Source organism: Ramlibacter cellulosilyticus (assembly GCF_014297465.1).
Lineage (GTDB): Bacteria > Pseudomonadota > Gammaproteobacteria > Burkholderiales > Burkholderiaceae_C > Ramlibacter > Ramlibacter cellulosilyticus.
On the sequence record NZ_JACORT010000001.1, the window covers coordinates 716,020 to 738,455 of the forward strand.

Below are 22,436 nucleotides of genomic sequence, written 5' to 3' on the forward strand. Positions count from 1 at the left end.
CGGCACCGTCAGCACGGAAGGCCGCCGCCTACAGGTGCGCGACGGAGCCTCTTCCATACTCGCTCTCCCATTGCAGCCAGGGAGAACCTTTCCATGAAGAAGACGCTCGTCGCCATCCTCGTCGCCGCCAGCAGCCTCGCGTTCGCGGCGGACAAGTCCGGCGTGTCCCGCACCGACAAGGAGTTCTTCGACAAGGCCGCGGCCGGCGGGATGTTCGAGGTCGAGGTCGGCAAGCTCGCCGAGTCCAAGGCCCAGAACGCCGACGTGAAGGCCTTCGGTTCGATGCTGGTCAAGGACCACGGCGCCGCCAACGACGAACTCAAGGCGCTGGCGCAGAAGAAGAACGTGGCGCTGCCCACGACGTTGCCGAAGGCGCAGCAGAAGGAGCTGGACAAGCTGTCCAAGGCGAAGGACTTCGACAAGGACTTCATCAAGCACGTCGGCCTCGACGACCACAAGAAGGACATCTCGCTGTTCGAGAAGACCAGCAAGAACTCCAAGGACGCCGACGTGAAGGCGTTCGCCTCCAAGACGCTGCCGACGCTGCAGCAGCATCACCAGAAGGCCGAGGAGCTGTCGAAGGCGATGAAGGGGAAGAAGGCCTGAAGCCCTGGGTTCCCGCCTCCGCGGGAATGACGGAACGCGCCTAGTTCATGATGCCGGTCCTGGTGAGCACGTCGCTCACCAGTTCCAGGCGCACGAGCGGGTTGTCCAGCTCCATCAGGCGCTGCTTGAGCGCGACCGGCAGCGGCAGCAGCTCGCACCAGCGGTTGGCCACCCAGCCGCAGTCGTCAAGTTTCCACGGGGGCTGCAGCGGCATCGGCCCGGGGTTGCCGGGCTTGAGCTGCAGCGACTGGATGAGGCGCTGCAGCGCCTCGCTCGCGGGACGCAGGTCCTCCGGCACGGTGACGGCCATGTCGGCCTGCAGGCTCTCCACGTCCGCCACCCACAGCCCGTGCTTCAGCTGGTCGCTGGACCGGATGCGGAAGCGCTGCGCGCCGACGGCGCGCACCAGCATGAGGCCGGGTTGCGGCTGTTCGAAATCGTCGATGGTGGCCAGCGTGCCGACCTGCGCGAAGGCTTCCTGCACGCCGGGCTGCCGGACCTCGTTGCCCTGGGTGAGCGAGACCACGCCGAACGGGGCGCCGGCCTTGCGGCACTTGGTGATCATGTCCAGGTAGCGCACTTCGAAGACGCGCAGGGACAGCAGGCCATCCGGGAAGAGCACCGCGCTCAGCGGGAACAGGGGGAGGGACTGCAGGGTGAGGGCGGCGGGCACGTCGGTTCCAGTGGCTGCCGCTATCATCCCACGACTCCACCTGATCCATGTTCTTCCAGATCGCCACCTTCCTGCTCGACGTCGCTGCCGGCCTGCTCGGCGGCGCCTGCCTGTTGCGTGCCTACATGCAGCACCAGCGCATCCCCTTCGGCAACCCGGTCGGGCGCTTCATCTTCGCGCTCACCGACTGGATCGTGCTGCCGCTGCGCAAGCTGCTGCCCGGCTACAAGCGCTGGGACTTCGCAAGCATCCTTGCGGCCTTCCTGTTCGAGCTGGCGCAGTTCGTCGTGCTCGCGCTGATGGTCGGCGGCGGCTACGCGGCGGTGCCGGTGCTCGCGCTGTTCGGCCTCGTGCGGCTGGTGATCTCGGGCATGACGGGCCTCGTGATCGTCTACGCGATCCTGTCGTGGGTGAACGCGGACTCGCCGATGGTCGACGTGATCGACCGCCTGGCCTCCCCGATGCTGCGGCCCTTCCGCCGCATGATCCCGCTGGTCGGCGGCTTCGACCTGTCCCCGCTGGCCTTGCTGGTGGTGCTGCAAGTGCTGGCGATCATCGTCGCGAACCTGCAGGCGGCGTTGCTGCGCTAGAAGCCGGACAGCCGAACGCAGAGGTTTTCGACTACTCCACCGCGTCCGCCGACTGCCGCGTCAGCATCGCGAGCACGTTGGCCACCGTCTTGCGCAGTTCGCGGCGGTCGCAGATGAAGTCGACGGCGCCTTTTTCCTGCAGGAACTCGGCACGCTGGAAGCCTTCCGGCAGCTTTACGCGCACGGTGGATTCGATCACGCGCGGGCCGGCAAAGCCGATCAGCGCCTTGGGTTCGGCGATCACCACGTCGCCCACGAAGGCGAAGCCGGCGCTCACGCCGCCCATGGTCGGGTCGGTCAGCACGCTGATGTAGGGCAGGCCCTTCTTCGCCAGGCGCGTGAGCGCGGCATTGGTCTTGGCCATCTGCATCAGCGACAGCAGGCCTTCCTGCATGCGCGCGCCGCCGGTGGCGGTGAAGCAGAGGAAAGGCACCTTCTGCTCGATGGCGGTCTCGACGCCGCGCACGAAGCGCTCGCCGACCACGCTGCCCATCGAGCCGCCCATGAAGTCGAACTCGAAGGCCGCGGCCACCAGGTTGATGCTGTGCACCGAGCCGCCCATCACGACGAGCGCGTCGGTCTCGCCGGTGTTCTCCATCGCCTCCTTCAGGCGCTGCGGGTACTTGCGGCTGTCCTGGAACTTCAGCGCGTCGACCGGGACGACTTCCTGGCCGATCTCGTAGCGGCCTTCGGCATCGAGGAAGGCATTCAGGCGCGCGCGACCACCGATGCGGTGGTGGTGGCTGCAGGTCGGGCAGACGTAGAAGTTCTGCTCGAGGTCCGTCTTGTACAGCACCGTCTCGCAGCTGGGACACTTGATCCACAGCCCTTCCGGCACGCTGCGGCGCTCGTTCGGATCCGTCGGCTGGATCTTCGGGGGCAGCAGTTTTTCCAACCAGCTCATGCAGGGCTCCTCAGGAATTCTTTGAGTCTAAAGCAGCGCGGATGCCGCTCAGGAAGGCGGATAACGCCTTCGAGACGTTTTCCCGCGGCTGGTCTTCCACGACCTGGATGACCTTGGTGCCGATCACCACGGCGTCGGCTACCCGGCTGATGCTGCGGGCGGTGTTCTCGTCACGGATGCCAAAACCGACGCCTACCGGAATCTTCACGTGCTTGCGGATGCGGGGCAGGGCTTCTTCCACGGCCGCGATGTCCAGGTGGCCGGCACCGGTCACCCCCTTGAGCGAGACGTAGTAGACGTAGCCGCTCGCGATGCGCGCCACCTGCTGGATGCGCTGGTCCGTGCTGGTGGGCGCCAGCAGGAAGATCAGGTCCAGCCCGTTCACCTTCAGCTGCGCGGCGAAGGCCTCGCATTCCTCGGGCGGGTAGTCGACGATCAGCACGCCGTCCACGCCGCAGGCGGCCGCGTCGCGCGCGAAGGAGGCACTGCCGTGCGCGAGCTCGTAGCGCTCGACGGGGTTCGCGTATCCCATGAGCACGACCGGCGTCTGCTGGTCGCGCGCACGGAAGGTCTTCACCATCTCCAGCACCTGTGCGAGGCCGATGCCGAAGGTCAGGGCCTTCTCGCCGGCCTTCTGGATCACGGGGCCGTCGGCCATGGGGTCGGAGAAGGGTACGCCGAGTTCGATCACGTCGCAGCCCGCCGCCACCATGGCGTGCATCAGCTCGGGCGTGATGTCGGCGTACGGGAAGCCGGCCGTGATGTACGGGATCAGCGCCTTGCGCTTCTCCTGCGCGAGGCGGTCGAAGGTGGCCTGGATGCGGCTCATGGACGGGGCCCTCCCTTGAGCGTGAGGCCACGCATGGAAGGCCGGTCGTAGAACTCGACGCCCGCGAGGTCGGCGACGGTGCCGATGTCCTTGTCGCCGCGGCCCGAGAGGTTCACGAGGATGTGCTGGTCGGGCCGCATCGTCTTCGCGAGCTTCATCGCGTAGGCGATCGCATGGCTGGACTCCAGCGCCGGGATGATGCCTTCGGTGCGGCACAGGTAGTGGAAGGCCTTCAGCGCTTCCTCGTCGGTGATGCCGACGTATTCCGCGCGACCCGTGTCCTTCAGCCAGCTGTGCTCCGGGCCCACGCCGGGATAGTCGAGGCCGGCGCTCACGCTGTGCGTCTCGATGATCTGGCCGTTGGGGTCCTGCAGGATGTAGGTGCGGTTGCCGTGCAGCACGCCGGGGCTGCCGCGCTGCAGCGAGGCCGAGTGCTTGCCCGAGTCCAGGCCTTCGCCCGCCGCTTCCACGCCGATCAGGCGTGTCTTCTCGAACGGGATGTACGGATGGAAGATGCCCATCGCGTTGCTGCCGCCGCCCACGCACGCGATCACCGCGTCGGGCTGCTTGCCCGCCATCTCCGGCATCTGCGCTATGCATTCCTTGCCGATCACGCTCTGGAAGTCGCGCACCATCATCGGGTAGGGATGCGGGCCCGCCACCGTACCGATGATGTAGAAGGTGTTCTCGACGTTCGTCACCCAGTCGCGCATCGCCTCGTTCAGCGCGTCCTTCAACGTCTTGCTGCCCGACTCCACGGGCACCACGCGGGCGCCCAGCAGGTTCATGCGGTAGACGTTGGGGCTCTGGCGCGCGACGTCGTTGCTGCCCATGTAGACGACGCATTCCAGGCCATAGCGGGCGCAGATGGTGGCGGTGGCTACGCCGTGCTGGCCCGCGCCGGTCTCGGCGATCACGCGCGGCTTGCCCATGCGGCGGGCGAGCATCGCCTGCCCGATCACGTTGTTGATCTTGTGGGCGCCGGTGTGGTTGAGGTCCTCGCGCTTCAGGTAGATCTGCGCGCCGCCCTGTTCGCGGCTCATGCGCTGCGCGTGGTAGATGGGCGAGGGGCGGCCGACGAAGTGCTTCAGCTCGTACTCGAATTCGGCGAGGAACTCGGGGTCGTTCTGGAAGCGCTCGTACGCGTCGCGCAGTTCGCTGATGGCGTGGGTCAGCGTCTCGCTGACGAAGCTGCCGCCGTAGATGCCGAAGTGGCCGGTGGCGTCAGGCTGCTGGTAGGGGGACATGGGGTGACCTTGCAAGGCGCTCGTCCGCGGCACGCACGGCCGCGACGAACTGGTGGATCCTGCCGGCGTCCTTGATGCCCTTGCTGGACTCGACGCCGGAACTCACGTCAACGGCGAGCGTCGCGAAACGCGGCCGCACCTGCGCGATGCCATCGCCCACGTTTGCAGGTGTGAGCCCACCAGACAAAACGGCGTGAAAGCTGGCGTTTGGTGGAAGGCGTGACCAAGGGAATGTCTTGCCGGCGCCGCCGAAGCCCTCGACGTGGGCGTCGAGGAGCAGGGCCTGCGCCTGGCTGTAATCTGCGGCGAATTTTAGCAAGTCGAAGGGCACGGCCGGATCCACCGGGATGCGGGCCGCGCGCATCCACGGGCGGCCCGCGGCGGCCTCGATGCATTGCTGCGGCGTCTCGTCGCCGTGGAACTGCAGCAGCGCGTGGGGCACTTGTTCGCAGGCGGCGCGGACGTTCGCGGCCGTCTCGTTCACGAACAGCAGGACGGGGGTGACGAAGGGCGGCAGGCGCCGCGCGAGCACGCCGGCGCGTTCCGGCGTGACGCAGCGGGGGCTCTTCGCGTACAGCACCAGGCCGATCGCGTCGGCGCCGGCTGCCACGGCGGCGTCCACGTCCTGTTCGCGGGTCAAGCCGCAGATCTTGATGCGTGTCCGTGCGGCGCTCATGGCAGCCCATCATACGCAGCGACCCGGTCCGGCAGCCCCCAGGGGGCTTCGTACACCGGCCCGAGGAAATAGAGGCCGTCCGGGGAGAAGGTGGGCGCCGCGGCGTCGCGGCTGCGCGCCTCCAGCACCTCGCGCATCCAGCCGGGCGGATGCAGCCCCTGGCCCACCGCGATGAGGCAGCCCATGAGGTTGCGGATCATGTGGTGCAGGAAGGCGTTGGCCTGGAAGTCGAACCGCCAGTAGGCCCCGCGGCGCGAGATGGCGATGGGTGCCAGCGTCTTCACGGGCGTGGGCGACTGGCAGGAGGACGCGCGGAAGGACGTGAAGTCGTGCTCGCCGACGAGGTGCCTGGCCGCCTCGCGCATCGCATCGCCATCGAGCGGGCGGAACACCCAGCCAACGCGCCCCGCTTCCACGCTGGGGCGCACCGGCGACTCCAGCAGCACGTAGGCGTAGCGGCGCGCCCTGGCGCTGTTGCGGGCGTGGAAGGTGTCGGGCACGTGGCGTGCCCACTGCACGGCGATGTCGGGCGGCAGGAAGCTGTTCGTGCCGCGCACCCAGGAGAACTCTTCGCGCTTCACCTCGGTGTCGAGGTGCACGACCTGCATGAGGCCGTGCACGCCGGCGTCTGTGCGGCCTGCGCAGACCGTGGAGATGGGCACCGCGGCGAAGGCGGCGAGCGCCTGCTCCAGGTGGTCCTGCACGGTGCGGCCCGAGGGCTGGCTCTGCCAGCCGTCGTAGGCCTGGCCGTTGTAGGAGATGCCGAGGGCGAGTCGCACGGCGATGAGGGGCTGGTGGGGTCCGGTAGGCTGGGTTTCGCGAAGCGAACCCCAGCGGGTGAGGCCGAAAAAGCTGGGGTTCGCTTCGCGAAACCCAGCCTACCGGCCAAGCGTCCACCCAGCGAACGGGGTGACGCTGGACCGACCTTAACCGATCTCGGCCAGCAGCCTCTGCGCGCGGGATTTCAGGTCGCCCGACGCTTCGGCCAGCACTTCCTCGGCGAGGCTGCGGGCACCGTCGGCGTCGCCGATCGCGTTGAACTCCTCCGCCAGGGCCAGCTTCGTGGCGAGCGGGTTGTCCGCATCCTCGCTGCTACCCATGGAAGCGGGCGGCATGTCGAGGCCCATCGCCGGCGGGCTCATCGCGGCCGCGGGAGCGGCAGCGGCGGACACCGGCGCCGGCGCATTGCCCGGCAGGTCCAGCGAGAGGCCGCCCAGGTCGAACTCCAGCATGTCGTTCTTCGCGGGAGCCGGCGCCGGCGCGGGCGCTGCCTTGGCGACGGGAGCAGGGGCGGGCGCTTCGAACTCCAGGCTGTTGCCCAGGTCCAGCGAGGGCGCCGGGGCCGGGGCAGCCGCCTGCACGGGCGGTGCGCTGAAGTCCATGTTCAGCGGGGGCGGCTCGACGACGGGCGCGGGCGCCTGCACCACCGGCGCGGGCGCCGGACGGGCCACGGGCGGCGGAGCCACCGGCGCCGGAGCGGCGGCGGGCTCGTCACCCAGCGAGAAGTCGAGGTCCAGGTCCAGGTCGCCGGGAGGCGCCGGCGGCACCGTGGAGGCGGGCGCCGGGGCACGGGTGAAACCGGCGGCGCCAGCCACGGCGGCGGCACTGCCCGCAGCCGAGGGCTGGCCGCCCGGGCGGTACATCGGGTTGGACGCGTCGAGTTCGCGGCCCAGGTCGCAGATGTGGTCCCATTCGGGGCCGCTGCCCTGCGTCAGGCTGTAGGCTTCGGCGGCCACCGCCTCGAAGGCCTTCACGTCGCGGCGCTTTGCGTAGATCTCCAGCAGCTTGGCGTGGATTGCCACGCGTTGCGGGTTGATGCGCAGCGCTTCCTTGAGGATTTCCTCGGCCTGCAGGTCGCGGCCGTACGCGAGGTACACGTCCGCTTCCGCCACCGGGTCCACGTCGCCGGCCGCATCGAGCTGGCTGGGCGAATAGACCATGGAGGAGCCGGTCGGGTTGTTCGTCTCGGCGGTGTCGATGCGCTGGCCGCCGCTGGCGCCGAAGAACGAGTCCGGCTGCAGGCGGCTTTCCAGGAAGGAGCTGTCGACGGCCGCGGTCTTGCGCTTCTGCCGCAGCTTGTAGAAGCCGAAGCCACCCAGCACCGCGAGCAGCGCCACGGCCAGCGCCGGGATCAGCGGGTTCTCCAGCACGTCGTCGAGCAGGCTCGGCTCGGGCGGCGGCGGGGGCGGTGCACGGCGGACCGGGGGCTTGGCCGCGGCGACGGGCGCCGCCGCACTGGCGGGCTGCGCTGCCGAGGCGCCGGCGCCGGGCGCGGAAGCTGCAGCCGCTGCGCTGGCGGCCGGCTCCGGCGTGGTGGTGACAGCGTTCGCGACGGGCGCCGGCGCCGTGGAGGCGGCCGGGGCAGGAGCGGGCGTCGGGGCCGGCGTGGGCGCCGGGGTCGGCGCAGGCGTCGGAGCCGGGGTGGGGGCGGGCGTCGGCGCCGGGGTCGGCGCGGGTGCCGGGGCCGGCCGCGGCGCGCTGGCCGTCACGGCCGCCGGCGCGGAAGCGGGACGCGTCGTCGCGGCCGGGGGCGTGATGCCCGCGGGAGCGGTCACGCCGGCGCCCGGGCGTGCGCCCGTGCCGCCGGTTCCGCCTGCACCTGCGCCACCGGGCGTGCCGGTGAGCTTGTTCAGGTCGGAAATGTTCTTGTTCAGTTCCGCGACGCGGGCCTGCTGCTCCTTCGCCTGGCGCTCGCGCGCGATCTGGTCGGCGGTGGAGCTCTTGCCCTGCACCGCGCCCTTGGACAGCGTCAGCTTGTCGGGGCTGGTGCCCGCGGGCTTCTTCTCTTCCACCTGCGCCTGCACGCGGCCCGTGGCCTGGCGGCTGGCGCTCGGCGTGGTGGTCGCGGGCACGCCTTCGGCGAGGCGGCGGCGGAACTCGTTGAAGTCGCGGCTCTGCACCACGAGGGTCTCGCGGGCGTCCTCGGGCTGGATGGCGCTGGCGTCGTCGGCGCTCGGCATCTCCAGCACCGCACCGGCCTTCAGCCGGTTGACGTTGCCGCCGACGAAGGCATCGGGGTTGGCGCGGAGCATCGCGACCAGCATCTGGTCGAGGGAGACGCTTGCAGGCTTGTTCGCGCCGGCAATCTTGCCGGCCGTGTCGCCGCTCTGCACGGTGACGCGCTTGCCCGGTTCGCCGGACGACGCCGTCGACGAAGGGGCGGGAGCCGGGCTCGGTGCACGCGGGGCCGGAGCGGGCGCGGCCGCGGTGGCCGGTGCCGGTGCCGGTGCCGGTGCTGCCGCTGCGGGGGCGGGAGCCGGGGCGGGCGCGGCCGGACGTGCGGTGGGCGCAGCCGGGGCCGCGCTGCGCGGGGCCGTCGCGCCGGGGCTGACCTGCGCCGACAGCGGCGCCTGGCCTTGCCGCAGCGCCGGCGGGTCGAACAGCATCGTGAACTCGCGCTGCACGCGGCCGGACGACCAGGCGGCCTCCAGGATCACGTCCACGAAGGGTTCGCTCACCGGGCGGTCGCTCGCGAGCTGCAGGAAGTAGCTGCCGTTCGGGCGGCGCTGCAGGGTGATGGTGACGTTGTTCAGCGCGCCGCTGTAGTCCAGGCCCTGGTTGCGGAAGACCGTGGGCGGCGCGATGTTGGCACGCAGGGAGGAGACTTCCTCCGGCGTGATCTCGGGGACGTCGATCTCGGCGCGCAGCGGCTCGCCGAGGGCGGACTGCACGGTCACGCGACCGAGCGCCAGCGCCTGTGCGTCAAGGGAGGCAAAGCCGAAGGTGACTGCGGCCGCGAGTGCCAGCGCCGAAACGCGAAGCTTCGGCAGGCCCATCTGTGGCGGCGTCCCCACACCTCCTCCGGGAGGCTGTCTTTTTCTCTTCATGCTGCCCATTGGCTGAATTCGAAAAAGGACCATAGCAGCAACGTTTTAGGCTGACAAGCTGAGACAGCGCTTAACGTCCGTGGAACGCTCGCGCATCGCTTCACACCCCATCCCTTGTTGCCACCCGACAACGCGCCGTAACGCGCCGATACAGGCCCTGGCAAGAAAAAGGGCGCTGCGATGCAGCGCCCCGGCGTCGAAAAAGTCGCGCGCGATCAGGCTTCGAGCAGGATGCGCAGCATGCGGCGCAGCGGCTCGGCCGCGCCCCACAGCAGCTGGTCGCCGATGGTGAAGGCGCCGACGTACTCGGGGCCCATCGCCAGCTTGCGGATGCGGCCCACCGGGATGTCCAGCGTGCCGGTCACGGCCACCGGGGTGAGTCCCTGCATCGTGGCTTCGCGCGTGTTGGGCACGACCTTGGCCCAGGCGTTGTCGGCGGCGATCATGGCCTCGATGTCCGCCAGCGGCACGTCCTTCTTCAGCTTGAAGGTCAGGGCCTGGGAGTGGCAGCGCATGGCGCCCACCCGCACGCAGAAGCCGTCCACGGGCACGGCGGCCGTGCCGAAGCCGGCGCCCTGGCCCAGGATCTTGTTGGTCTCGGCGCCGGCCTTCCATTCCTCGCGCGAGACGCCGCCGCCCAGGTCCTTGTCGATCCAGGGGATCAGCGAGCCGCCCAGCGGCACGCCGAAGTTGGCGGTCTCTTCGCCGGACAGCGACTGCTGGCGCGCCAGCACCTTGCGGTCGATCTCCAGGATGGCGGACTTGGGATCGTCCAGCAGGGCGCGCACCTCGCCGTTCAGCGTGCCGAACTGGGTGAGCAGCTCGCGCATGTGCTGGGCGCCGCCGCCGGAGGCGGCCTGGTAGGTCATGCTGGTCATCCACTCGACCAGGCCGGCCTTGTACAGCGCGCCCACGCCCATCAGCATGCAGCTGACGGTGCAGTTGCCGCCGATCCAGTTGCGGCCGCCCTTGCCCAGGGCGTTCTTGATGACGGGCAGGTTGACGGGGTCCAGGATGATGACCGCGTCGTCCTTCATGCGCAGGGTGGAGGCGGCGTCGATCCAGTGGCCGTTCCAGCCCGCGGCGCGCAGCTTGGGGAAGACTTCGGTCGTGTAGTCGCCGCCCTGGGCGGTGATCACGATGTCGCACTTCTTCAGCGCCTCGATGTCGAACGCGTCCTGGAGGGTCTTCTCGTTCTTCGCCTGGGCGGGCGCCTTGCCGCCGGCGTTGGACGTGGAGAAGAACATGGGCTCGATCAGGCCGAAGTCGCCTTCGGCCTGCATGCGGTCCATGAGGACCGAGCCCACCATGCCGCGCCAGCCGACGAGGCCGACCAGCGGTTGTTGTCCGTTCGAGAGAGTCATCGTCGCGCCTTTTCAGTCAGAAGTTTGAATCTGGTTCCCCCGGCTCGTCCGGCCGGGGTACAGGCGCGCGACGAACCGGAGCTTGCTAGCTCTTGGTAATCGTCTTCTTGGTGATCGCCGCAACGACCGCGTCGCCCATCTCGCGGGTGCCGACCTTGCGGGTGCCTTCGGACCAGATGTCCGCCGTGCGCAGGCCCTGGGACAGCACGTCCTTCACCGCGGACTCGATCCGGTCGGCGGCTTGGGGCTGGTTGAGGGAGAAGCGGAGCATCATGGCGGCAGACAGGATTGTAGCCAAAGGATTGGCAACCCCCTTGCCCGCGATGTCGGGCGCGCTGCCGTGGGACGGCTCGTACAGGCCCTGGTTGGACGCGTTCAGGCTGGCGGAGGGCAGCATCCCGATGGAGCCGGTCAGCATGGCCGCCTCGTCCGAGAGGATGTCGCCGAACATGTTGCCGGTGACCACCACGTCGAAGGACTTGGGCGACTTCACCAGCTGCATGGCCGCGTTGTCCACGTACATGTGGTCCAGCTTCACGTCCGGGTACTGCTGGCCGACTTCGGTGACCACGTCCTTCCAGAACTGGAAGGTCTCCAGCACGTTGGCCTTGTCGACCGAGGTCACCTTCTTGCCGCGCTTGCGGGCCGCCTGGAAGGCGACGTGGGCGATTCGCTCGATCTCCGGGCGCGCGTAGCGCATGGTGTCGAAGGCTTCCTCGGCGCCCTGGAAGGCGCCGTCCGGGGACTGGCGGCGGCCGCGGGGCTGGCCGAAATAGATGTCGCCGGTGAGCTCGCGGATGATCAGGATGTCCAGGCCGGCGACCAGCTCGGGCTTCAGGCTGGAGGCGTGGGTCAGCTGCTCGTAGCAGATGGCCGGGCGGAAGTTGGCGAACAGGCCCAGGTTCTTGCGCAGGCCCAGGATGGCCTGCTCGGGGCGGAACTGGCGCTCGAGCTTGTCGTACTTCCAGTCGCCCACGGCGCCGAACAGCACCGCGTCGGCTTCCTTCGCCAGCTTCAGCGTGGCCTCCGGCAGCGGATGGCCGTGGTGGTCGTAGGCGACGCCGCCGACGTCGGCGGTCTCCATCTCGAACTTCAGGTCGAGGACGTTCAGGACCTTGACGGCCTCGGCGACGATTTCGGTACCGATGCCGTCACCGGGGAGGACTGCGATTTTCATTGGGGGCTTTCGAATGCGGATGCGGACAGCCGGACGCAAAATTCGCAAAAGCTACGCAAAAGTCGCAAAAGGAGCCAGGAAGAACTTCATGGAGTTCTTTTGCGGCTTTTGCGAAACCTTTGCGACTTTTGCGTCCGGCAGTTCGGATGTTCAGAGCGTATGCGCCAACCAAGGCTTCGTTGCCAGGCGCTGGGCTTCGAACTGCTTGATCTTGTCGGACTGGCGCAGGGTGAGGCCGATGTCGTCGAAGCCGTTCATGAGGCAGTAGCGGCGGAAGGGCTGCACCTCGAAGGGGATCTCTTCGCCTTGCGGCTTCACGATCACCTGGCGGTCGAGGTCCACGGTGAGCTGGTAGCCGGGGAAGGCGTACACCTCGTCGAACAGCTGGGCGACGGTGGCCTCAGGCAGCACGATGGGCAGCAGGCCGTTCTTGAACGTGTTGTTGAAGAAGATGTCGGCGAAGCTCGGGGCGATCAGCGCGCGGAAGCCGTACTGCTGCAGCGCCCACGGCGCGTGCTCGCGGGAAGAGCCGCAGCCGAAGTTCTTGCGGGCCAGCAGGATGGAAGCACCCTGGTACCGCGGCTGGTTCAGCACGAAGTCCGGGTTCGGCTTGCGGCTGGCCGGGTCGGAATCCGGCTCGCCCTTGTCCAGGTAGCGCCACTCGTCGAAGAGGTTCGGGCCGAAGCCGGTCTTCGTGATGCGCTTGAGGAACTGCTTCGGGATGATCGCGTCGGTGTCGACGTTCTCGCGATCCATGGGGGCCACGAGGCCCTTGTGCACGATGAATTTGTCCATGTTAGTCAGAGGGGACCGAGCACCGCTTCGCTTGTGGTCCGTCCCCAGGTCCTTATTTCTTCTTCGAGGCGTCTTCGATCTTCTCGCCGGCCTTCTGGATGTCCTGCCCCATGCCGCGCACGGTGTTGCAGCCGGCCAGCATCAGGGCGAAGGCGATCAGGGCGGTGGTGGTGATGGCTTTCATGCGAGGACTCCTCAGGCGAACTGCCGGACATCGACGAAATGGCCGTGGACGGCGGCAGCTGCCGCCATGGCCGGGCTCACGAGGTGCGTGCGGCCGCCGGCGCCCTGGCGGCCTTCGAAGTTGCGGTTGCTGGTGGAGGCGCAGCGCTCGCCCGGCTCCAGCCGGTCGGCGTTCATCGCCAGGCACATGGAGCAGCCCGGCTCGCGCCACTCGAAGCCGGCGGCCCGGAAGATCTCGTGCAGGCCTTCGCGCTCCGCCTGCTCCTTCACCACGCCCGAGCCCGGGACGACGAGCGCGGCCTTGATGTTGGGCGCGACCTTGCGACCGAGCTTCTTCACCACGGCGGCGGCCTCGCGCATGTCCTCGATGCGGCTGTTGGTGCACGAGCCGATGAACACCTTGTCCACGTAGATGTCGTTCATCGGCTTGCCCGGCTGCAGGCCCATGTAGGTCAGCGCGCGCTCCATCGCGTTGCGCTTGTTGCTGTCCTTTTCCTTGTCCGGGTCCGGCACGCGGCCGCCGATGGTGGTGACCATCTCGGGCGAGGTGCCCCAGGTGACCTGCGGCTGGATCTCCGCGGCATCGAGCTTGACCACGGCGTCGAACTTCGCATCCGGGTCGGAGAAGAGCGTGCGCCAGTAGGCGATGGCCTGGTCCCACTCCACGCCGCTCGGCGCGAGCGGGCGGCCCTTGATGTACTCGAAGGTCTTCTCGTCGGGCGCCACCATGCCGGCGCGCGCGCCGGCCTCGATCGCCATGTTGCACACGGTCATGCGGCCTTCCATGCTGAGGCCGCGGATCGCGGAGCCGGAGAACTCGATGGTGTAGCCCGTGCCGCCGGCGGTGCCGATCTTGCCGATGATGGCCAGCACGATGTCCTTGGCGGTGACGCCGGCGCCCAGCCGGCCTTCCACCTGCACCAGCATGTTCTTCGCCTTCTTGGCGAGCAGCGTCTGCGTGGCGAGCACGTGCTCCACCTCGGAGGTGCCGATGCCGTGCGCCAGCGCGCCGAAGGCCCCGTGCGTGGAGGTGTGCGAGTCGCCGCAGACGACGGTCATGCCCGGGAGCGTCGCGCCGGACTCGGGGCCGATCACGTGCACGATGCCCTGGCGCTTCGACAGGAAGGGGAAGTACGCCGCCGCGCCGAACTCGCCGATGTTCCTGTCCAGCGTCGTGACCTGCTGCTTGGAGATCGGGTCGTCGATGCCGTCGTAGCCGCGCTCCCAGCCGGTGGTGGGCGTGTTGTGGTCGGCGGTGGCGACCACGGAGCTGATGCGCCAGACCTTGCGGCCGGCTTCGCGCAGGCCTTCGAAGGCCTGCGGGCTCGTCACCTCGTGCACCAGGTGGCGGTCGATGTAGAGGATGGCGGTGCCGTCTTCCTCGGTGTGGACGACGTGCTCGTCCCAGATCTTGTCGTACAGCGTGCGGGCCATGGGGCTTGTCCTTTGAACGAAATTCTATGCGGCGAGGGCCTGCTGCCCTTCCGCGCGGGCGCGGAGGTGGTCCACCAGCAGGCGGGCGGTGAGCGGGAGCGTGGAGAAATCGCGGGCGACGAGGCGGATGTCGCGCGCCGCCCACGCGTCGGTGAGGCGCACGCATTCCAGGTCGCCCACGCCGTGCATCAGCGCGAACGCGCGGCGCGGCATGACGCCCACGCCGAGGCCGTTGTGGATCATGCGGCACATCGCGTCGAGGCCGGTCACGTGGATGCGCAGGCGGATCGTGCGTCCCGCGGCCGCCGCGGCCTCGCGCATCGCGAGGTAGATGGAGCTGTTGGAGTGCAGGCCGACGTGGTCGAAGTCCAGCGTGTCCTCGAAGGCCACCGCCTTCTTCTTCGCCAGCGCGTGGCCGCGCGGCACGATCAGCACGAGTTCGTCGTGCCGGTAAGGCAGCGTCTGCAGCTCGTGGGCGTTGCCGCCCGCGGCGATGTTGCAGATGCCCAGGTCCGCGGCGCCTTCCTGCACGGCGCGCAGCACCTCGGTGGAGAGGTGCTCCTCCAGGTCGATCTTCACCTGCGGGTGGGCCTGGCTGAAGGTGCCGAGGTCCTCGGGCAGGAACTGCACGATCGCGGAGATGTTGGCGTGGATCCGCACGTGCCCGCGCACGCCGTCGGCGTACTCGGAGAGCTCCGCCTGCATCTTCTCCAGGCTGAAAAGGACCGAGCGCGCGTGGTGCAGCAGGCTCTCGCCGGCGGGCGTGAGCTTCACGCCGCGCGTGTGGCGATAGAGCAGGGGCGTCTCGAGCGTCGCCTCGAGGTCCGACAGGCGCTTGCTGACCGCCGACGCGGCGATGAACTCGCGCTCGGCCGCCTTGCCGATGGAGCCCAGCTCGCAGACAGCGACGAAGAGCTGCAGCGAGGTGAGGTCGATCCGGCGGGCGAAGGAACGTTCGGAGGGGCGCATCGGGGATTCGGCATCGCGCGGCGCGATGGCGAACAGGGATTTTCCCAAAGAAGAGGGGTTCTTGCCATCGCGGTTCGCGATGCCCCTCGATCCCGCCCGGGCACGCCCCGGACGCCACGCCGGTGTTGCGTTCTGGAGCGCGCGACACGTTCCGCGGGAGCAGCGCGGGGCGTTGCCTAGTGGTTCACCCGCAGCGGGGGGCCTGCCCGCGGCCCCGGGCCACTGGCATACGGCTTGCCCTGGAGGGTACGCGGTCCCCCGGCCGCGTCCACCCACGAGGAGACCCCATGCGCTTCCACGCCCTTTCCCTGGCTGCCGTGCTGGCAGCCACCACCCTGGCGGCCCCGGCCGTCGTCACCGACCGCATGATCCGCGAGGACGCCACCAGCACCGGTGACGTGCTGAGCTGGGGCCTCGGCACCCAGGGCCAGCGCTACTCGCCCCTGAAGCAGGTGAACGCCGGCAACGTGCGGCGCCTGGTCCCGGCCTGGGGCTTCTCCTTCGGCGGGGAGAAGCAGCGCGGCCAGGAATCGCAGCCCGTGATCCATGGCGGCAGGATGTTCGTCACCGCCTCGTACTCCCGGCTGTTCGCGCTGGACGCGGCCACCGGCCGCAAGCTGTGGAAATACGAGCATCGCCTGCCCGAGGGCATCATGCCCTGCTGCGACGTCGTGAACCGCGGCGCCGCGCTCTACGACGACCTCGTCATCTTCAGCACCCTCGACGCGCAGCTCGTGGCGCTGAAGCAGGACACCGGCGAGCTGGCGTGGAAGGAAAAGATCGACGACTACGCCGCCGGCTACTCCACCACCGCCGCGCCCCTCATTGCGGAGGGGCTGGTGCTCACGGGCGTGTCGGGTGGCGAGTTCGGCGTCGTGGGCCGCGTGGAAGCGCGCAATGCGAAGACCGGCGAGCTCGTGTGGGTGCGGCCCACGGTCGAAGGCCACATGGGCTACACCTACGACGCGGACGGCAACCGCAAGGAGTCCGGCGTGTCCGGCACGGCGGGCCGCACCTGGCCCGGCGACCTGTGGAAGACCGGCGGCGCGGCCACGTGGCTGGGCGGCACCTACGACCCGAAGACCGGCCTGGCCTACTTCGGCACCGGCAACCCCTCGCCCTGGAACAGCCACCTGCGCCAGGGCGACAACCTGTTCTCCTGTTCCACGGTCGCCATCGACGTGAAGACGGGCCAGATCCGCTGGCACTACCAGGGCACGCCCAACGACGGCTGGGACTTCGACGGCGTGAACGAATTCGTCACCTACGACGCGGGCGGCCGCCGCCTCGGCGGCAAGGCCGACCGCAACGGCTTCTTCTACGTGCTGGATGCCGTCACCGGCAAGCTGGAGAACGCCTTCCCCTTCGTGCGCAAGATCACCTGGGCCACCGGCGTGGACCTGAAGACGGGGCGGCCGAACTTCGTGCCGGAGAACCGGCCCGGCGACCCGACCGCGGGCGACGGCAAGAAGGGCAGCTCCGTGTTCGCCGCGCCCTCGTTCCTGGGCGGCAAGAACCAGATGCCCATGGCCTACAGCCCCGACACCGGCTGGTTCTACGTGCCCGCCAACGAATGGGGCATGGAGATCTGGAACGAGCCGGTCGCGTACAAGAAGGGCGCGGCCTACCTCGGCGCCGGCTTCACCATCAAGCCCACCAACGAGGACTACATCGGCGCGCTGCGCGCGGTGGACCCGAAGAGCGGCCGCATCGTCTGGGAAGTGAAGAACAACGCGCCCCTGTGGGGCGGCGTGCTCACCACCGGCGGCAACCTCGTGTTCTGGGGCACGCCCGAGGGCTACCTGCAGGCCGCCGACGCGAAGACCGGCAAGGTGCTGTGGCAGTTCCAGACCGGCTCCGGCGTGGTCGCGCCGCCCGTCACGTGGGAGCAGGGCGGCGTGCAGTACGTCGCCGTGGTGTCCGGCTGGGGCGGCGCCGTGCCGCTGTGGGGCGGCGAGGTCGCCAGGAAGGTGAACTACCTCGAGCAGGGCGGGATGGTCTGGGTGTTCCGCCTCCCCCGCTAGTGGCCCCCGAATCCCCCGACTTTCGACATTCCTCCAGGAGAGCGACATGAGCAAGCCCTTTTTCCTTCAAGCCGCGATCGCGGCCGGCGTCCTCCTCGCCGCCGGCGCCGCGCTGGCGCACGGCGACGTCACGCCGCAGGCCGTCGACACGCGCGGGCTCCCTGCGCTGGGCGCCGACTGGCGCGACGAGAACCCCTACCGCGCCAACGCGGACGCGGTGCGCATCGGCAGTTCCGCCTTCAACCAGAACTGCGCGCGCTGCCACGGCCTGGAGGCGATCTCCGGCGGCATTGCCCCGGACCTGCGCCGCCTGGACAACGACTGTGCCGCGCAGCGCGACGCCCGCAAGAAGGCGGCGTGCGCGAAGGAGAACGACCAGTACTTCACCACCGCCGTGCGCAACGGCCGCAGCCGCAATGGCGCGGTGTACATGCCGCCCTTCTCCGGCGTCCTGAGCCAGGAGGCGGTGTGGGCGATCAAGAGCTACCTGGAAACGCGCCGGGAGAAGCCGCTGTGAGGCGCGCGTTCCTGAAGCGCGGCGTCGCGGCGGCGCTCGCCTTCGCCCTGCCGGCCGTGCATGCCGGCGGCTGGCAGGGCATCCGCCAGCGCGGCAGCCTGCAGGTGGCGCTCTACCAGGAGATGCCGCCCTTCCACGCACAGGGCCGCGGCATCGACGTGGACCTGGCGCGCGCGCTCGCCGCGCAACTGGGCCTCGGCTTCTCCGCCTTGCCCTTCGCGGCCGGCGAGAACATGGGCGACGACCTGCGCAACGCGGTGTGGAAGGGCCACTACCTCGGATGGGGCCCGGCCGACGTGCTGCTGCACGTGCCCGTCGACGCGCCGCTGATGCGCGCCACCCCGCAGGTGCGGATCGTCGCGCCCTATTACCGCGAGCGGGTGGCGGTCGCGTTCGATCGGCAGCGGCTGCCCGCGCTGGAGTCGCTCGCAGCGCTGCGCGGGCAGCCCATCGCGGTCGCGGGCCTGTCGCTTGCGGGCTGGTTGATGCTCGGTGCCGAAGGCGGGCTGCTGCGCGAGCAATTGCAGACGCACCTGCCGCACGGCGTGGCCGCGGCAGAGGCACTGCAGCGCGGCGAGGTGGCGGCCGCCGCGGGCCTGGCGTCCGAACTGGAGTCGGTGCTCGCGGGCGACGCGCGCTTCGCGCTGCAGCCGCTGCCCGCGCCGCGCGCGCCGCGCGATGGCTGGGCCGTGGGCTGCGCCGTGCGCAAGGACGCGGACGAACTCGCCGCGGCCCTGCAGCAGGGGATGCAGTCCTTGCAGGCGAGCGGGGAGCTGCAGGCGATCTTCCGGGCGCACCGCGTCGAGCCGCGACTGTAGGCTGGGTTGCGGGCGACGCCCGCACCCCAGCTCGCGCCGGCCTCAGGAGGGCTCGCCATCCCCCCACCGCAGGCGCCGATAGATCGTGTTCCGGCTGATTCCCAGCTTCTTCGCCGCGACCGAGATGTTGCCGCCTGCTTCCTCCAGCGCGCGCCGGATCGTCGCGAGCTGCAGGTCTTCCAGCGTGCCACGCGAGGAGGCCGCCGTTTCCGGCAAGGCCCGCTGCGCATCCTCCAGGAAATCGTCGGAGAGGTGCTCGCGCGTGATCGTGCGTTCGCCGCCCGCCATCACCGCCGCCGTGCGCAGCACGTTGGCGAGCTGGCGGATGTTGCCCGGCCACCGGTAGGCCTGCAGCAGCGCGGCCACTTCCTCGTGCAGGGCGAGCGGCCGCCCCTCGGTTTCCGCGCGCAGGATCTTCTGCACGATCACCATGAGGTCGCTGCGCTCCCGCAATGCAGGCAGCTTCACGACGAGCCCGTTGAGGCGGTAGTACAGGTCCTGGCGGAAGGTACCGGCCGCGATCATGGCCGACAGGTCGCGGTGCGTGGCGCTCACCACCGCCACGTCCACCGGCAGCGAGCGCGTGGAACCCAGGGGCGTCACCTGCCGCTCCTGCAGCACGCGCAGCAGCCGCGCCTGCAGCGCCAGCGGCATGTCGCCGATCTCGTCGAGGAACAGCGTGCCACCGTGGGCCTGCACGATCTTGCCCGGGGCGCCCTTGCGCCGCGCGCCGGTGAAGGCGCCGTCCTCGTAGCCGAACAGCTCCGACTCGATCAGGTTCTCGGGGATGGAAGCGCAGTTCACCGCCACGAAGGGCTGCCGGGAGCGGGCGGAATCGTGGTGGATCGCGCGCGCGAGCAGTTCCTTGCCGGTGCCGGTTTCGCCCAGCACCAGGATCGAGATGTCGCGGTCCAGCACGCGGCGCACCTTGGCCACGACGGCTTCCATCTGGGCGTCGCCCGTGCGCAGGTAGTGCAGGCCCGAGATCCCGCTGTTGCCCTGCGCGGGCGCGCGCAGGCCGACGGCCGCGGCGTAGAGGCTGCCTGCGGCCGCGACGGGTGGGGCGATGTCCAGCGGTGCCTGCGCCTGCGCCTGCGGCGCGCCCAGCGCCTGCCACGCCGGCCAGCTGAAGGCCGCGCGCATGTGCAGCGTGCGGCCGTCGGGCAGGTTCAGCACCATCGGCGGCGCGATCGGCGAGCGGAAGTGGTCGACGATGGCGCCGACCGCCACGCCGAACAGCGACAGCGTGCTCTGCATGCGCAAGGCCGCGCCGCTGCAGTGCAGCTGCTCCAGCGCGCTGCGGTTGGCGCCCTGCAGGCGGCCATCGTGGTCGACGGCGACGATGCCTTCCATCAAGGTGCCGATGAACTCCGGCCGGCCGTGGAAGTGCAGGCGCAGCCCGTTGCGGAAATCGTCCGAGAGCCAGTGGTTCTCGATCATGCGGGCCGACATCTTCACCAGGCCCAGCGTGTGCAGGTGGTACGAGTGGTGCTCGCCCGAGACGTCCAGCACGCCCAGCAGGTTGCCGCGCGGGTCCAGGATGGGCGCCGCGGAGCAGGTGAGGAAGCCGTTCGCGTGGATGAAGTGCTCGCCCGCGTGGACGACGGTGGGGGCTTCGTTGACGAGCGCGGTGCCGATCGCATTGGTGCCCTTGCTCGCCTCGGACCAGTTGGCACCGGGCGCGAGGGCCACGCGCGATGCGCGCTGCAGGAAGTCGTCGTGGCCGACCGAGTGCAGCACGGTGCCCTGCGCGTCGGTGAGCACCACCATGCTCTGCGTCGCCATGATCTGCTCCAGCAGGATCTCCATGAGCGGCGCGGCATGCAGGTGCAGGCGCAGGTTGCGCTCCCGCGCCGCGGCCAGCTCGGCGCGTGCCACGCGCGCGTGCTCGGGGCGGTCGCGGCGCGACAGGCCCAGCGCCTCGCAGCGTTCGTGCGAGCGCGAGATCGCCTCCACGTGCTGCGGCTCGGCGATCGGGAGCGTGCCGGAGGCGACGGGGCCCTCGCGGGCCAGGGGCATGGCGGTCATGGGACGCGTCCTTTCCGGATGCTTGCACTGTCGCCGCTGCGCGCGCCGGCGGCATCGCGGGATTCCCTGCCCGCCGCACGCGGCGCGGCCCGCGGAGTGCTCCAAAGTGACACAGTCCGCGGGCCGGCGCTTGATCCCCGTCAACCGGGGCGCAGGCTCAGAAGAAGCCCAGCGGCTGCTCGCTGTAGCTCACCAGCATGTTCTTGGTCTGCTGGTAGTGGTCGAGCATCATCTTGTGCGTCTCGCGGCCGATGCCCGACTGCTTGTAGCCGCCGAAGGCCGCATGCGCGGGATACGCGTGGTAGCAGTTGGTCCACACGCGGCCGGCCTGGATCGCGCGGCCCATGCGGAAGGCGGTGTTCATGTCGCGCGTCCACACGCCGGCGCCGAGGCCGTACAGCGTGTCGTTGGCGATCGCGAGCGCCTCCTCCTCGTCGCGGAAGGTCGCCACCGACACCACCGGCCCGAAGATCTCCTCCTGGAAGATCCGCATCCTGTTGTGGCCCTTGAACACGGTCGGCCGCACGTAGTAGCCGCCCTTCAGGTCGCCGGGCAGCTCGTTGCGCTCGCCGCCTGCCAGGCACTGCGCGCCTTCGCTCTTGCCGATGTCGAGGTACGACAGGATCTTCTGCAGCTGCTCGGCGGAAGCCTGCGCGCCGATCATGGTGGCGGGGTCGAGCGGGTTGCCCTGCACGATGGCTTCCACGCGCTTCAGCGCGCGTTCCATGAAGGCTTCGTAGATGGACTCGTGCACCAGCGCGCGCGAGGGGCAGGTGCAGACCTCGCCCTGGTTCAGCGCGAACATCACGAAGCCTTCCACCGCCTTGTCGAGGAAGCCGTCGTCGCGCGCCAGCACGTCGGGGAAGAAGATGTTGGGCGACTTGCCCCCCAGCTCCAGCGTCACCGGGATCAGGTTCTCGCTGGCGTACTGCATGATCAGCCGGCCCGTCGAGGTCTCGCCGGTGAAGGCGATCTTGGAGATGCGCTTGCTGGTGGCGAGCGGCTTGCCCGCTTCCAGGCCGAAGCCGTTGACGACGTTCAGTACGCCCGGGGGCAGCAGGTCGCCGATGACTTCCATCAGCACGAGGATGGAGGCCGGGGTCTGCTCCGCGGGCTTGAGCACCACGCAGTTGCCGGCGGCGAGCGCGGGCGCGAGCTTCCACGCCGCCATCAGCAGCGGGAAGTTCCAGGGAATGATCTGGCCGACGACGCCCAGCGGCTCGTGGAAGTGGTACGCCATGGTGTCGCGGTCGATCTCGCCCACCGTTCCTTCCTGCGCACGGACGCACGCGGCGAAGTAGCGGAAGTGGTCGATGGCGAGCGGCAGGTCCGCCGCGCGCGTCTCGCGGATCGGCTTGCCGTTGTCCCACGTCTCCGCGGTGGCCAGCAGCTCCAGGTTCTGCTCCATGCGGTCGGCGATGCGCAGCAGCACGTTCGCGCGCTCGGCGGGCGAGGTAGCGCCCCACTTGCCCTTCGCGGCATGCGCGGCGTCGAGCGCGCGCTCGACGTCCTCCGCGGTGGAGCGCGGGATTTCGCAGAAGGGCTGGCCGGTGATGGGCGTGATGTTCGCGAAGTACTGGCCCTGGGCCGGTGCGAGCCATTCGCCATTGATGTAGTTGCCGTAGCGCTTGCGGAAGGCGACGGGGAAGCCGAAGCGGCCGGGTTCGAGCATGTCCATGAATTTCTCTCCAGGTTGCGCCCATCGGGATCGAAGGTGCTGCGGCTTCGTCATTGCGAAGCGCGTGCCAGCGCCGGGCATGGCCGCCAGGGGCGAT

The 22,436-nt window shown here is 69.6% G+C and carries 20 protein-coding genes; 5 read left to right on the forward strand and 15 right to left on the reverse strand.

The features are described from left to right. The first annotated feature begins 93 nt into the window (after window positions 1-93). The gene (locus H8N03_RS03550; protein ID WP_187074726.1) at window positions 94-606 is read left to right on the forward strand and encodes a DUF4142 domain-containing protein; all 513 of its coding nucleotides are present in this window, start codon (window positions 94-96) and stop codon (window positions 604-606) included. A gap of 40 nt (window positions 607-646) precedes the next feature. Here the strand turns inward: H8N03_RS03550 and H8N03_RS03555 are convergent, their stop codons facing one another. Further along, window positions 647-1,306 (reverse strand): LON peptidase substrate-binding domain-containing protein, encoded by a 660-nt coding sequence (locus H8N03_RS03555; RefSeq protein WP_187074727.1) that lies wholly within the window; start codon window positions 1,304-1,306, stop codon window positions 647-649. A gap of 20 nt (window positions 1,307-1,326) precedes the next feature. Here H8N03_RS03555 and H8N03_RS03560 point away from each other — a divergent pair, with 20 nt between their 5' ends. Continuing rightward, complete coding sequence (locus H8N03_RS03560) at window positions 1,327-1,869, forward strand: YggT family protein (protein ID WP_187074728.1); 543 nt, start codon at window positions 1,327-1,329, stop codon at window positions 1,867-1,869. Window positions 1,870-1,900: 31 nt separating this feature from the next. Here the strand turns inward: H8N03_RS03560 and accD are convergent, their stop codons facing one another. The 12 genes from accD to H8N03_RS03620 all read right to left on the reverse strand — a co-directional run bounded on the left by accD (window position 1,901) and on the right by H8N03_RS03620 (window position 15,274). Continuing rightward, entirely contained in the window at window positions 1,901-2,773 is an 873-nt protein-coding gene (gene accD / locus H8N03_RS03565) for an acetyl-CoA carboxylase, carboxyltransferase subunit beta (protein WP_187074729.1), read from the reverse strand. A 10-nt stretch (window positions 2,774-2,783) separates the two neighbouring features. Continuing rightward, window positions 2,784-3,602 (reverse strand): tryptophan synthase subunit alpha, encoded by an 819-nt coding sequence (trpA, locus tag H8N03_RS03570; protein ID WP_187074730.1) that lies wholly within the window; start codon window positions 3,600-3,602, stop codon window positions 2,784-2,786. Then, window positions 3,599-4,849: a tryptophan synthase subunit beta gene (trpB, locus tag H8N03_RS03575; RefSeq protein WP_187074731.1), complete on the reverse strand. Its 1,251-nt coding sequence runs from the start codon at window positions 4,847-4,849 to the stop codon at window positions 3,599-3,601. The genes trpA and trpB overlap by 4 nt, the downstream gene beginning before the upstream one ends. Continuing rightward, window positions 4,827-5,525: a phosphoribosylanthranilate isomerase gene (locus H8N03_RS03580; RefSeq protein WP_187074732.1), complete on the reverse strand. Its 699-nt coding sequence runs from the start codon at window positions 5,523-5,525 to the stop codon at window positions 4,827-4,829. Before H8N03_RS03580 ends, trpB begins: the two co-directional genes overlap by 23 nt. After that, window positions 5,522-6,304, reverse strand: a complete 783-nt coding sequence (gene truA, locus H8N03_RS03585) for a tRNA pseudouridine(38-40) synthase TruA (protein ID WP_187074733.1) — start codon at window positions 6,302-6,304, stop codon at window positions 5,522-5,524. The genes H8N03_RS03580 and truA overlap by 4 nt, the downstream gene beginning before the upstream one ends. A gap of 147 nt (window positions 6,305-6,451) precedes the next feature. Continuing rightward, on the reverse strand, window positions 6,452-9,319 hold the full coding sequence (locus H8N03_RS03590) for a motility hub landmark protein FimV (RefSeq protein WP_354005070.1): 2,868 nt from the start codon (window positions 9,317-9,319) through the stop codon (window positions 6,452-6,454). A 248-nt stretch (window positions 9,320-9,567) separates the two neighbouring features. Beyond that, a complete protein-coding gene (gene asd, locus H8N03_RS03595; protein ID WP_187074735.1) occupies window positions 9,568-10,716 on the reverse strand; it encodes an aspartate-semialdehyde dehydrogenase in 1,149 nt (382 codons plus the stop codon). Window positions 10,717-10,801: 85 nt separating this feature from the next. After that, entirely contained in the window at window positions 10,802-11,893 is a 1,092-nt protein-coding gene (leuB, locus tag H8N03_RS03600) for a 3-isopropylmalate dehydrogenase (RefSeq protein WP_187074736.1), read from the reverse strand. A gap of 150 nt (window positions 11,894-12,043) precedes the next feature. Beyond that, the gene (gene leuD / locus H8N03_RS03605) at window positions 12,044-12,688 is read right to left on the reverse strand and encodes a 3-isopropylmalate dehydratase small subunit (RefSeq protein ID WP_187074737.1); all 645 of its coding nucleotides are present in this window, start codon (window positions 12,686-12,688) and stop codon (window positions 12,044-12,046) included. 52 nt (window positions 12,689-12,740) lie between these two features. Beyond that, window positions 12,741-12,872, reverse strand: a complete 132-nt coding sequence (locus H8N03_RS03610; protein WP_187074738.1) for an entericidin A/B family lipoprotein — start codon at window positions 12,870-12,872, stop codon at window positions 12,741-12,743. Window positions 12,873-12,883: 11 nt separating this feature from the next. Beyond that, window positions 12,884-14,305: a 3-isopropylmalate dehydratase large subunit gene (gene leuC, locus H8N03_RS03615; protein WP_187074739.1), complete on the reverse strand. Its 1,422-nt coding sequence runs from the start codon at window positions 14,303-14,305 to the stop codon at window positions 12,884-12,886. A gap of 24 nt (window positions 14,306-14,329) precedes the next feature. Further along, entirely contained in the window at window positions 14,330-15,274 is a 945-nt protein-coding gene (locus tag H8N03_RS03620; protein WP_187074740.1) for a LysR family transcriptional regulator, read from the reverse strand. A gap of 287 nt (window positions 15,275-15,561) precedes the next feature. Here H8N03_RS03620 and H8N03_RS03625 point away from each other — a divergent pair, with 287 nt between their 5' ends. The 3 genes from H8N03_RS03625 to H8N03_RS03635 are packed head-to-tail and all read left to right on the forward strand — an operon-like array spanning window position 15,562 to window position 18,633. Continuing rightward, entirely contained in the window at window positions 15,562-17,298 is a 1,737-nt protein-coding gene (locus tag H8N03_RS03625; protein ID WP_187074741.1) for a PQQ-dependent methanol/ethanol family dehydrogenase, read from the forward strand. 46 nt (window positions 17,299-17,344) lie between these two features. Continuing rightward, window positions 17,345-17,815 (forward strand): cytochrome c-550 PedF, encoded by a 471-nt coding sequence (pedF, locus tag H8N03_RS03630; protein WP_187074742.1) that lies wholly within the window; start codon window positions 17,345-17,347, stop codon window positions 17,813-17,815. Further along, a complete protein-coding gene (locus H8N03_RS03635) occupies window positions 17,812-18,633 on the forward strand; it encodes a substrate-binding periplasmic protein (RefSeq protein ID WP_354005071.1) in 822 nt (273 codons plus the stop codon). The genes pedF and H8N03_RS03635 overlap by 4 nt, the downstream gene beginning before the upstream one ends. A gap of 42 nt (window positions 18,634-18,675) precedes the next feature. Here the strand turns inward: H8N03_RS03635 and H8N03_RS03640 are convergent, their stop codons facing one another. Both H8N03_RS03640 and adh read right to left on the reverse strand, forming a co-directional pair. Beyond that, on the reverse strand, window positions 18,676-20,661 hold the full coding sequence (locus H8N03_RS03640) for a sigma-54-dependent Fis family transcriptional regulator (protein WP_187074744.1): 1,986 nt from the start codon (window positions 20,659-20,661) through the stop codon (window positions 18,676-18,678). A 157-nt stretch (window positions 20,662-20,818) separates the two neighbouring features. Next, window positions 20,819-22,339, reverse strand: a complete 1,521-nt coding sequence (gene adh / locus H8N03_RS03645) for an aldehyde dehydrogenase (RefSeq protein WP_187074745.1) — start codon at window positions 22,337-22,339, stop codon at window positions 20,819-20,821. Window positions 22,340-22,436: the final 97 nt, after the last annotated feature.